The sequence below is a fragment of the Pandoraea sp. genome, assembly GCF_041919235.1.
In the GTDB taxonomy this organism is placed as follows: Bacteria; Pseudomonadota; Gammaproteobacteria; order Burkholderiales; family Burkholderiaceae; genus Pandoraea.
The window spans coordinates 239,149-250,726 of the sequence record NZ_JAYRUC010000003.1 but is presented as its reverse complement, the minus strand read 5'-3'; the positions used below and the strand labels follow the sequence as shown (position 1 = coordinate 250,726).

Here is an 11,578-nt window from a genome sequence, read left to right as displayed (position 1 = left end):
GGGGCCGCGCAGCCAAGGACTGGAAGACAGCAATGAACCAATTCGCTATCCTTTACGCGGATCGATTCGTTCGACCGTCCGTGTAATTCTCAACCCGCCTTGAACACGGAAATTCTGACACCCCCTCGCGACGTGATCTTCTACCAAATAAGCCCCCCCAACCGCCCCACCGATTCGGCCGATCCAAAGCCCCACCCCCGCTAGAGGAGTCATCGCCCCCAAAAAACCCCCAACTATGGCTCCCGCTGCGCCACCTATCGAACTACCGATAATCTTGAACAGCGCTTCACCGACTATGTTGGCATCGCCTTTGCCGAAACCAATGCCAATTTGGAGTGTATTCCCGAGATTTCCAACGAGCCATATCTTGGCACCCGGGATCTTTGCCGCGAGCTTCGCTTGAGTATCTGCATTCTTTAACGCATTAGCCAGCATGTCTTGCATCCCTTGGCTGAATGCCCCCATGCCGGAATCGAACACAACTTGGACAACACTTGTTTCCTGCCTACTTTCACTCATTATTGCCTCCAAATTCGCAAAAATTACCTCGACGAATCGCGCTTAAACCATGGAACTCCTTTGGAAAACAAAAACAACTCCACCAACTTTGAAAACCCAACCCCTAACACCATGAATAACAATAGGTATGGCAAAAATCCCAATAAAAAAAGACTCCCCCTTGAAAACCAAAAAAATGACATTCTTCCATGTTGGTACCCCACCCCCCAATGAGACCAAAGAATTGCATCAGTTATAAAACTTACAAATATGACGTAAATAATTCCCAATTTATAGCACCCATCCAACAATCCGTTCGAGCGATCTTTTATTAGCTTATTCACCGAAACAAAAACCAATACAGGAACCCAGATGACCAAACCCGAAAGCATAGTCGCGTGATAGAACTTCACAACTTGTGGAATTTCAGATTCAACAGGAACATCCAGCATTTTCGGCGCAACCTGTAAAACGAATTCAACCCATTGTCTTGCCACGTCATGCGTCAATATGTCATCTGGGACCAGCATGGATATGGCCGCCGACAAGCCTATCGGTCCACCCCAGAAAAAAACCGCAAAACACCAATCGCGAAACGTCAACTTTTTCTTCTTTACATCCTGCATATCCCCCTCCCAATACCCTCATCTTTCCCGGAAGCTCTCCGCGTTGTATTGCATCAACGGGCTCAAGAAATATTCAATCAACCTTCGCTTTCCCGTTTTAATCTCTGCCACCACCACCATCCCAGGTGCCAACCGCACCCGTCTCCCGTCAACATCGATCGTCGATCGCGACAACCTGATCTTTGTCGCATATATCAAGCCTCGTTTCTCATCCCGAATCGCGTCTTCAGAAATGCCGACCACCGTCGCAGGGATCGTCCCGTACTTGGTGTACTGAAACGTCTCCACCTTGACTTCCACACCTTGGCCGACATTGACGAACCCGATATCCTTGTTTTCCAGAAACGCTTCGACTTCCACCGGGTTGTCCTTCGGCACGATGGCCATCAGGGCCTGCGCTGGCGTCACCACGCCGCCGATCGTGTGCATCGCAAGCTGCTGAACCGTGCCATCCACGGGCGCCACCAAATGCATCAACTGTTCTCGCGTTTCAGCCTTGACCAGTTCGTTTTCCAAACCGGTCACTTTCTGCATCCCCTCGTTGAGCGCATCGAGATGGACACGGCGCGTCTCCGCCGTCAGCGCGCTACGTTGTCGCTCCGCTTCGCGCTTCGCCGCCGAGATCTCCCGCAGCCGGCCGCGTTGCGCGGCGAGGTCGGCCTCCTGTTCGATGCGAAACTGTTCCCTCTCCAGATAGCTGTGACGAGACACGAATTTCTTATCAGCCAACGCCTCGAAATCGCGCGCCCGTTGCTTGGCGATCGGCACTGTCTGTTCGAGCTTGCCCACCAGCGCGCGTGTCGATCGCGCCTCTTCCACACGGCGCGCTATTTCCGCATCGACTCGGGAAACGCGCGCTTCGTACTCGGAGTACTGTCCCGCCAGATGCCGCCGCGCCTCCAACACCTGAGGTGCCGGCGCGCCCTCCGGCGCGACCATCGCATCAAATCGTCCATCGTCCAGCGCCTTCAACATCGCCCTTGCCCGGGCGACCTGCAAACGCGCGACCAGCAGATCGTTAGCGACACGTCCCCGGTCAGCGCTTGCGCCGGTGGCATCCAGGTCGATGAGAACATCCCCTGCCCGGACAGCGTCGCCATCGCTCACGTGTATCGCTGAAACCATCGCCGTTTCCATCGGTTGAATCGTCTTGGTGCGATCGCTCGGAATGAGCCGGCCTTGCGCGGTCGCGACGACGTCGATTTTTCCGAACACCGCCCACAGCACGGCAAGCGCCGCCAACCCCATCAGCAGCCTCATCGTGACCCTGGGCAGTACGGGTGCCGGCTTTTCACGCAACGCCAGAGCCGCAGGCAAGAAGTCGGCCTCCTGCGGCAAGTAGCGCGCTGCGTCGTTCTCACGACGTTGTCGCCACGCTTCGCGAAACACATCCGCGTACCGTTGCAACAGGTCACCGAACGCCCGCCATTGATTTGTGTGGATCATCGTCAGCCCCGTTGCATGCCGTATAACTTCGTGTACATCCCGTCCGGCTTCTGCAAAAGCTCCGCGTGCGATCCCACTTCCGCAATCGTTCCCCGCTCCATCACCACGATTCGATTGGCACCACGCACCGCCGAGAGTCGATGCGCCACGATGAGCACCGTGCGCCCGTGACAAATGGCGCGCATGTTGTTCTGGATAACGCGCTCCGATTCGTAGTCAAGCGCACTGGTCGCTTCGTCAAAAATCAGAATGCGCGGGTTGGACATCAGCGCCCGAGCAATCGCGATGCGTTGTCGTTGCCCGCCGGAAAGTGTCGCGCCATGCTCGCCAACCAGCGTGTCGTAGCCATCCGGCAGCTCGGTAATGAACGCATGGGCGCCGGCCAGCTCTGCCACGCGCATCACCACGGACAGCGAAGCGCCTGGGTCGACAAGCGCAATGTTTTCGCGCACCGTGCCGTTGAACAACACGTTCTCCTGAAGCACGACGCCGACTTGGCGACGCAGCGAAGACGCGTCGATCAGCGCCAAATCGACACCGTCGACCAGCACTCGCCCGCTCTCTGGCACATGCAAACGCTGAATCAGTTTGGTGAGCGTGCTCTTGCCCGAGCCAGAGCGTCCGACCACCCCGATGACTTCTCCGGGCCGAATATCCAGGTCGATGGCCTTGATCACTTCCGGCGCGTCCGGACGATAACGAAACGTGGTGCGTTCGAAACGGATCGCACCGCGTATCGCAGGCAATACACTTTTGGCGCCCGAAATCTCGGTTCGGGTATTGAGAATGTCCCCGAGTCGCTGGACCGATATCCCCGTCTGCTGGAATTCCGTCCACATTTGCGCCAACCGCATGACCGGCGTTGCGACGTGTCCCGCTAACATGTTGAAAGCTATCAATTGCCCAACCGTCATATCGGCGTCGATGACCAACCTGGCGCCGACATACATGGTGGCAACAGTGACGATCTTGCTCACCAGCGACACGCCGCCATTCGCGAACGTACCCACCATCGCCGTCCGGAAGCTCGACGCGACGTAGGCGGCAAGTTGCTGGTCCCATTTCCGCATCCATTGCGGTTCGACCGCCAACGCTTTTACCGTGTGGATACCGCTTATCGTCTCCACCAGAAACGCCTGGTTCTCCGCGCCACGGTTGAACTTCTCGTTCAATCGGGCGCGCAGTATCGGCGTAAAGGCCAGCGTCAGCGCAACGTAGCAAGGCAAGGAGCCGATGACGATCCACGTCAGCGTCGTGCTGTAATGGAACATGACTGCGAGAAAGGCCACGGAAAAGAGCAGATCAAGGACCAACGTGATCGCATTGCCCGTCAAGAACGCCCTGATGTTCTCCAACTCACGCACACGCGCCACCGAATCGCCAACCCGTCGTGCCTGAAAATAGGCAAGGGGAAGATTCAACAGGTGGCGAAACAGACGCGCGCCAAGTTCGACGTCAATTCGACTGGTGGTGTGTGAAAAGACAAAACTGCGAAGTGCGGTGAGCACAACCTCGAAAACGACAACCGCGAGCAAGCCCGTGGCAATCACGTCGAGCGTGCTCAATCCGCGGTGGACAAGCACCTTGTCCATGACAACCTGGAAGAACAGCGGGGTCACGAGCGCAAATAACTGCAACACAAATGACACCAGCACGACTTCAGCCAGCAACCGCCGGTACTTCACGATGGCGGGAATGAACCATGCAAAGTCAAATTTCGCCATTTCGCCCGCGAGCGATGCCCGCGATGCGAAGAGAATCAGCTCGCCCGTTGCACGTTCGGAGAATTCTGCAAGCGTCAGCGTTTGCGGACGATTCTCGTTCGGATCCTGAATCAGCACGCTGACGCCGTCGCAGCGTGCCACGATGAAATACCGGCCATCATGTGCCGCAGCCATCGCCGGCAATGGCGTTCGTGCCAGCCGCTCCGGCCGGGGTTTGGCCACTTTGGCCTTGAGCCCGAGGGATTTGGCCGCCAGAAGAATCCCGTCCTGCGCCAGGGGTTTTCCGTCAACGCAGAACTGATGCGTGAGCTGCGCCGCGTCGATGGAGAGTGCGTGAAATCGGGCAATCAGGATCAACGATGCAAGGCCTGAGTCCAGCGATGCGTGAGGTTCGGGATCCGGGGCTTCGACAGCCGCCTGTTGCGTTGATGGTGACGTCGACATGACGGTTTTGATATTCCGGAACGGGGCTAAGTACCTCTTCAACCCGACGTAGCGGAACTATTCGGGGACTGTGCGAAACAGTCCACGACGTTATCGAATATCAGCGAACGCTTAAATGGGCGGAATCCGAGAAAATTTGGGACGCGGCCTCTTTCCCAAGCTTTCCGGCCGACTTTCGACACACGCCCCTCCCTTTGCCCCCGCCGTCTCCGCTGTCATGTCCGAAAATGACTAGCGCCTCATACGCCTCGCGCGTAGAGTGACGTTCGCAGTCTCTGCCCCCTCGCCCCCCAGACCACCGGCGCCCCCATGCCCATGACGCTCGACCCCGAAGTCTGCTACAAAGCTGTCTCCGCCCGCGACCGTCGCTTCGACGGCTGGTTCTTCGTCGGCGTATCGTCCACTGGCGTCTACTGCCGTCCGGTCTGCAACGTGCGCACGCCGCGCTTCGAGAACTGCACGTTCTACGGTACCGCCGCCGCCGCTGAAAAGGCCGGCTTTCGTCCCTGCCTGAAATGCCGCCCGGAACTCGCCCCAGGCGCGGCGCGTTTCGACGCGACACGCGAACTCGCCGACGCGGCCGCCGCCATGATCGACGAAGGCTTCCTGAATCGCGCCGACCTGCCCGCGCTGGCAGCGCGTATCGGCATCACCGAGCGGCACCTGCGCCGCATCTTCGCCGACGAATTCGGCGTCTCACCCGTGGAGTACGCGCAGACGCAACGGCTGCTCCTCGCCAAGCGTCTGCTCACCGACACAGCCCTGCCCGTGACGGAAGTCGCCCTCGCGGCAGGCTTCGGCAGCGTGCGGCGTTTCAATGGCCTGTTCAAATCGCGGTACGGCTTCGCACCAGGGCGTCTGCGTCAAAACGCACGTCAGTTGGCGATTCCCGATGGCGACCTCGTCTTCCAGGTCGCCTACCGGCCGCCGTTTGCCTGGGATGCGCTGCTCGACTTTCTCGGCGAGCGCGCCATCGAAGGCGTGGAGCGCCGCGACGGCGACACCTACACACGCACTCTACGTATAGAGCGCGAAGACGGGCAATCGTTGGTCGGTTGGTGTCGCATCGCCCCGCTGCCCGATCGTCACGCGCTTCAGGTGACGCTTCCGCCTGCGCTGGCCGGCAGCGTGCCGCAGGTGCTGGGCAAGCTGCGCCATTTGTTCGATCTCGGCGCGCGCCCGGATGTGATCGACGCACACCTCGGCGCCCTGGCTTGCGCCACCCCCGGTCTGCGGGTGCCAGGCGCCGTCGATGGCTTCGAGATCGCCGTGCGCGCCGTCGTCGGCCAGCAAATCACGGTCAAGGGCGCTCGACGCTTGCTTGGACGCCTCGCGCAACGCTTCGGTGCGCCGCTACCCTGCGCCATACACGGCCTGACACATACCTTCCCAAGCGCCGCACAAATGCTTGCCGTGCCGGCCGACTCGCTCGGCGAAGCCGGTATCATTCGAAGCCGCATTGCCGCCATTCACGGCGTGGCGCAGGCAATTGTCGATGGCCGGCTGCGGCTCGATCCTCTGGCACCGCTTGAAGCGACGATCGCCTCGTTGCTCGCGATCAAGGGGATCGGTCCATGGACGGCGCAGTACATCGCGATGCGCGCCCTTGGCTCGCCCGATGCCATGCCGGTCGACGATCTGGTGCTGCGTCAGGCGCTCGGCGTCGCCGACGGACGCGCCGTCGCCGCTCGCGCCGCACAGTGGGCTCCCTGGCGAGCCTACGCCGCGCTGCACCTCTGGCGCGCGGCCGCGCAAGGACCGGCGGGCCAACCGATCGAAATTTTGCTGGAGATCTGAGCATGCCCGATACGATTCGAATGACGCCAATGACCCGAATGACCTGTGTGATGCGCTACGAGACGTTTTACGACAGCCCGCTGGGCCGGATGCTGCTCGTCGCCAACGGCGAAGCGTTGACCGGCGTCTATTTCTCGCTCCAGAAGTACTTCCCGCAAAACGGCGACGTACGCCTCGACGGCGACGGTGTCTCGGTGCTCGATGCGGCAAAGCAGCAACTCGACGAGTATTTCCATGGCGGGCGTCGCCAGTTCGAACTGGACTTGGCCCCGGAAGGCACGCCCTTCCAGCAACGTGTCTGGGAAGCCCTGTGCCGCATTCCCTTCGGCGAGACCCGCAGCTACGGCGACCTCGCCCACGCGCTGGGCGACGCGAACAAGTCGCGCGCCGTCGGCGCCGCCAACGGGCGAAATCCGATAACGATCATCGTGCCTTGCCACCGCGTGATTGGCGCAGACGGCACCCTCACCGGTTACGCCAGTGGACTCGAGCGCAAGCTGGCGCTGCTCTCGCTCGAAGGCGCGGCGCTCGCGCCGGTCACGGGCGCGGGCACGGCGGCGACACGTCGTTCGCGACTGTCTTCGCCCGCCAATCTCGCCTTCGATTTCTGACGGCATCCGGGGGCTGGCGTGAGGGCCGCCCCCCCGTCGAGGCTCAGAAACGACGCGATTGGTGAGTGCGTCCCATCAATCGCGTTCACGCATGCCGTACAATCGTGAGTTCATGTATTTCTGCTTTACTCGACTATGCGCTCACGCACTGCCAAACGACTGACTCCCGACGCTGAAAAGCTGGTCGGCCACGCGCTCGCGCTCGCTGCCTCGGGTAGTCGCATCGAAGACCGCTTCTGGGAAGCCCAGCTCGACACGCTGCTCACGCGCGTGCTGCGCACCGGCAATCAACCGGCCATCGACGCCGCACTCGATCACCTGCAGGCCAACCACAGCGAGGCCTATGGCGCGCTCGCCGATCTGATCGAGTCGCAAAGCGAATCCGCCGAACCGGAAGCCGAAGGTCAGGTGTGGGACGGTCTGCTCGTCGCCATCCCCATTCTCGCCTGGACCCGTTACGCGATCCCGTCCGGGCCGGTCAAGGCCGACGCCCTCATGCCCGTTCGCGCGCATCTGCATGCGCACGTGCTGGCCGAATGCGCGCGCGTGGCCATTTCCCCCTATCTCTACAGCATCGACCAACTGCCGCGCACCCATTGCGAATCGTGGAAGGTCACCCAGCAACTCGTGCGTGCGGCGGTCGACAGCACCGAGGTAAAGCAGCCGGCGAACGACCTGCCGGAAACAGCCCCGATCCTCGCCGATCCGCGCTTTTTGCTTGCTGCCGTCACCGTCCCCAAAGGGGCGCCGATGTTCCGCTGGCAGGAGGACGGCGCGCGCCACGCAGAACGCGGCCAATGCCAGGAAGCCTGGTCGACCCAGGGCGGACCGAATCTGAATGCGCTCTTGCCGGGTTGCGAAATCGAATGCCTGCTGCCTGATGCCTATTATGCGAGCTGCCGCGAGGCGGACGAGCGCATCCGCCCGCACACGATCCGCACTGCGCTGCGCTATCTCGAAGACGTGCTCACCCTTACCCCGCTCGAACTGCGCGCGGTCGTGGGCGGCTTCGGTGAGCAGAATATCGACGAATACCGCATCGGCTTTACGCAGCGCGGCAGCAACGATGTCATCTATGGTGTCGTATGGCCGCTGTACGGTCGCGAGAACGGCGAAGTCGAAGGCGGTGCGCTCGACGAAGTCACCGATCTGCTCAAGGCTTGCGGTGTGACCGAGATTCGCAAGCATCCGGGGCGTTTCGATCCGGAGTATTGCGACGACTGCGGCGTGCCGCTGTATCCGGACCCGGTGGGCGAAGTCGTCCATGCGGAAATGCCGGAGGACGCCGAGCCAAGCCGTCCGCATTTCCACTGACCGATGTCGCGCCGATCCGGCGCAATATGGCGTAATACTGCGCAATACGGCACCCTACCGATGGCCGGGCGTTAATCAACGCTCGGCCATTTCTTTTTTTGTGGTGGCTGCGGCGTGCTCTGCCGATCAACGCAATGGCGGCGGTGAAGGCGTTGACGTTGAAGTTGACGGCAACGAAGGCGATGCCGGCGGCAACGTCACGACGCATCGATGCAGCCCGTGCCCCGAGGCCAGATATTTGCGCTCGAACGGCGTGATGGGCGCAGCGTTCGCGTCAGGCGACCACGCCTGCACGACCGGACGCACACCGCTGAGCCATTCGATGGCCAAGGCCAATTCCTCGATGTAAATGTCCCAGTTGCTGCGGCATTCCAGCACCCCACCGAGCGCGACCACCGTGGGAAACACCGCGTGAGCGTGCCAGCGTCGTGCAAGCTGACCGACCTTTGGCCACGGATTCGGATAAAGAATGTAGTGGCGTGCCGGACGGATACCGGCATCGAACAGTTGCCGCCAGAAATCGACCAGATCGGCGCGTACCCACACGAAATTCTCGGGCCACTCGCCCTCCCACCAATCTTTACCGCGCACGATGCGGCTCTCCGATTGATCGATACCGATGACGAAGTGATCGGGAAATTGCGCCGCCAGCCGCAACGTGCTTTCACCGACACCGCACCCCGCGTCGATAATCAGCGGTGCGGCCCCGGCATTGCGCCACGCGGCGATCGCTGCCTCGAAGGCGGCCGCGCTGTAGGCGGCGAGCGGCTTGCGAAACACAGCGTTGCGATGGCGATTGACGAGATCCGCCAGTTTGTCGTGCGGACCGGTTTGAGCACTGGCGACAGTGCGTGAATTAGCGAACATGCCGAATAGAGATAAACGCGGGGTCGACGGCGCGTCGAAGCGCGATCAGGCCCGCATTGTAGCGCGCGGTAACTTTTTCGGCCGGCGCTGTTACGTCTGAGGGCTTACCCGGCGGGCGTCAGCGCCTTTTTTTCGGTTAAGATGGGAGCCGCTTTGCCGCTGTCTTTCAAAAAGCGGCGATGCCTCCTCGCGAGCGGCGCGTCCAAGAGACCCACACGATGGGTTGTCGCATGCCCGCATTGCTCTGCAATGCCCCCGAGAATACGTCAAGCAATGTCGAATCGATTTTTTCAACGCGCAGCAAGCGCCGTGATGCGAGCCGTGCGCCAAGTCGCCGCTACCGCATCCATCGCGTCTGTCGCTGCGCCACTGTGTCTGTCGGCCGGTATGGTTTTTACAGCCCCCGCTCAGGCATTCACGCTCGAACAGCATCGCGCGCTGGTCGAGCAATACGTCAACACCCGTCATGCCGATCCGCTCGTGGCCGACTGCGCTGCGCATGCCAGTTTCGTCGTCGCCACGCTGCCCGGGTACGAAAGCGTCGAGTACGCGGAGCATGCGCTCGATGCGGAGCACGCCAAGGTCTTGCCGTGGTCCGGTCCGTTCGACGACCGCAAGCAGCGCGTTGACGTCACCCAGATGGTCGAACTCGACGGCATCGGCAAACGTACAACCGGCCAGACGGACAACATCCATATCCGCTGCGGCTACGCCGACGGCCGCATGATGGGCTTCAACTACACGTCGCCACTTCCGCAGGTCGAACAACCGGTCAAGCAGGTCAAGCAGGTCAAACGGGCCAAGCGCAGCAGTGCGCATGGCAAGGTGTCGCACGCGAGCGCGAGGTCGGCCAAGCGTGGCACCACGACCAAGTCGTCGCACGGCAAGGCATCGCATGGCAAAGCGCCGGTGAAAGCGTCGTCGTCGAAATCGGGCACCGCCAAGAAGCACACGACGGCGAAGAAAAAGTAGCACTGACCGTTCAGGCGCGTTCAGGCGCGTTCAGGGTCGATCAGGCATCGTGATGCAGCACGACGCATTGCGCGTCGTGCTTCGCTACGTCATCTCAGACTTGACCCTGCTGAGGTTCGCTCACGCGTGATCCGCCTGCATCTGGGCCCAGATCGCGGCCAGCATCGACGCCCCCAACGCGGCACTTCGTGCGCCGCTCCAGCCGACTTGCGCATCGGGGCGATTCGCATTGTCCTTGAACGGCATCTCGAGCGTGAGCGACAGACAGCCGAAGCGATGGGCGACCCACTTCGACGCAAGCTTGAGCGACTCCGGCCCGTGCTTGCCCGGCGGATAGCCGAACTTGTCCTGGAAGTCGAGGCTGGCCGCCTTCAAACGCGCGCCGAACGCCTTTTCGCGCGCGAGCATCGCTTCGGTCGCCCATTCGACGCCATCGTTCCCGGCGAGAAAAACATAGGGCAGCGCTTCGTCGCCGTGAATATCGAAGAACATGTCGCATCCGAGCGTCTCGATCGCCGAGCGTACGTGGTACACCTCGGGGCTGCGCAACGGGTCGGGCGCGAGCCACTCACGATTGAGGTTCGCGCCTGCCGCGTTCGTGCGCAGATTGCCGCGCGCCGACCCATCCGGATTCATGTTCGGCACGATGTGCAGCACCGCTTCGTCGAGCACCGCCGCGGCAAGGGGATCGCCCGCCCAGTCTCCCGCGCCGAGCAGTCGGCGCAGCAGCCCCTCCACGAACCACTCCGCCATCGTCTCGCCGGGATGCTGACGCGCAATCACCCAGATGTTGCGCTTGCCCGCGCGAGGCTCACCCACGGTGAGCAAGGTCATGTCGCGCCCGTCGACGGTCCGCCCGAGTGAGCGCGAGCCCACCCGCGACGAGTTCTGCGCGGTGCCGAGCAGCGCCAGATGCCGCTCCTCCGGATAGGGCTCGAAGTAGGCCAGATACACGCTGTCGTGCGCCGGCGTGAACGACACCGTCATGACCTGCGCGTCGTATGAAGTCGGTACACGGAACCAGCTCACGCGATCGTACGACGCCACTGCCCGGTAGTTCTCCCAGCCACGCGGATACGACGTCTGCCCCGCATTGTCGAACACGATACGGCATGGTGCCCCACCCACACCCTGCACGCGGAAGTGGAACCACTGCGCAAACTCGGCGGCGCAATCCTGCGCAATGCGCACGTGAATATCGTCGGCGCGCTCGGCGCTCACCACGTGGATGGCCCCACTATCGAACATGCTGCTGATGTGCACCGTCATGATTTGTCTC

The 11,578-nt window shown here is 61.4% G+C and carries 10 protein-coding genes; 4 read left to right on the top strand and 6 right to left on the bottom strand.

All coding sequences use genetic code 11. The features are described from left to right. Positions 1 to 45: 45 nt before the first annotated feature. From ACE3UG_RS03975 to ACE3UG_RS03960, 4 genes are read right to left on the bottom strand one after another with little or no spacing between them, the layout of a single operon-like run. Complete coding sequence (locus ACE3UG_RS03975) at positions 46 to 519, bottom strand: hypothetical protein (RefSeq protein ID WP_374619927.1); 474 nt, start codon at positions 517 to 519, stop codon at positions 46 to 48. A gap of 23 nt (positions 520 to 542) precedes the next feature. Continuing rightward, complete coding sequence (locus ACE3UG_RS03970; protein ID WP_374619924.1) at positions 543 to 1,124, bottom strand: hypothetical protein; 582 nt, start codon at positions 1,122 to 1,124, stop codon at positions 543 to 545. A gap of 18 nt (positions 1,125 to 1,142) precedes the next feature. Beyond that, on the bottom strand, positions 1,143 to 2,570 hold the full coding sequence (locus ACE3UG_RS03965; protein ID WP_374619922.1) for an HlyD family type I secretion periplasmic adaptor subunit: 1,428 nt from the start codon (positions 2,568 to 2,570) through the stop codon (positions 1,143 to 1,145). Between the two features lie 2 nt (positions 2,571 to 2,572). Continuing rightward, positions 2,573 to 4,738, bottom strand: a complete 2,166-nt coding sequence (locus ACE3UG_RS03960; RefSeq protein ID WP_374619919.1) for a type I secretion system permease/ATPase — start codon at positions 4,736 to 4,738, stop codon at positions 2,573 to 2,575. Positions 4,739 to 5,053: 315 nt separating this feature from the next. Between ACE3UG_RS03960 and ACE3UG_RS03955 the strand changes: the two genes are divergently transcribed. The 3 genes from ACE3UG_RS03955 (at position 5,054) to ACE3UG_RS03945 (ending at position 8,460) form a co-directional block, all read left to right on the top strand. After that, entirely contained in the window at positions 5,054 to 6,535 is a 1,482-nt protein-coding gene (locus ACE3UG_RS03955; protein ID WP_374619916.1) for an AlkA N-terminal domain-containing protein, read from the top strand. A gap of 50 nt (positions 6,536 to 6,585) precedes the next feature. Next, complete coding sequence (locus tag ACE3UG_RS03950) at positions 6,586 to 7,146, top strand: methylated-DNA--[protein]-cysteine S-methyltransferase (protein WP_374619961.1); 561 nt, start codon at positions 6,586 to 6,588, stop codon at positions 7,144 to 7,146. Positions 7,147 to 7,281: 135 nt separating this feature from the next. After that, a complete protein-coding gene (locus tag ACE3UG_RS03945; RefSeq protein WP_374619914.1) occupies positions 7,282 to 8,460 on the top strand; it encodes a DUF2863 family protein in 1,179 nt (392 codons plus the stop codon). A 126-nt stretch (positions 8,461 to 8,586) separates the two neighbouring features. Here ACE3UG_RS03945 and ACE3UG_RS03940 read toward each other — a convergent pair whose 3' ends face one another. After that, positions 8,587 to 9,327, bottom strand: a complete 741-nt coding sequence (locus ACE3UG_RS03940) for a tRNA (guanosine(46)-N(7))-methyltransferase TrmB (protein ID WP_374619912.1) — start codon at positions 9,325 to 9,327, stop codon at positions 8,587 to 8,589. Positions 9,328 to 9,600: 273 nt separating this feature from the next. Here ACE3UG_RS03940 and ACE3UG_RS03935 point away from each other — a divergent pair, with 273 nt between their 5' ends. After that, positions 9,601 to 10,299 (top strand): BspC domain-containing protein, encoded by a 699-nt coding sequence (locus tag ACE3UG_RS03935; protein ID WP_374619910.1) that lies wholly within the window; start codon positions 9,601 to 9,603, stop codon positions 10,297 to 10,299. A gap of 120 nt (positions 10,300 to 10,419) precedes the next feature. Here ACE3UG_RS03935 and ACE3UG_RS03930 read toward each other — a convergent pair whose 3' ends face one another. Next, positions 10,420 to 11,568 (bottom strand): M14-type cytosolic carboxypeptidase, encoded by a 1,149-nt coding sequence (locus ACE3UG_RS03930; RefSeq protein ID WP_374619907.1) that lies wholly within the window; start codon positions 11,566 to 11,568, stop codon positions 10,420 to 10,422. Positions 11,569 to 11,578: the final 10 nt, after the last annotated feature.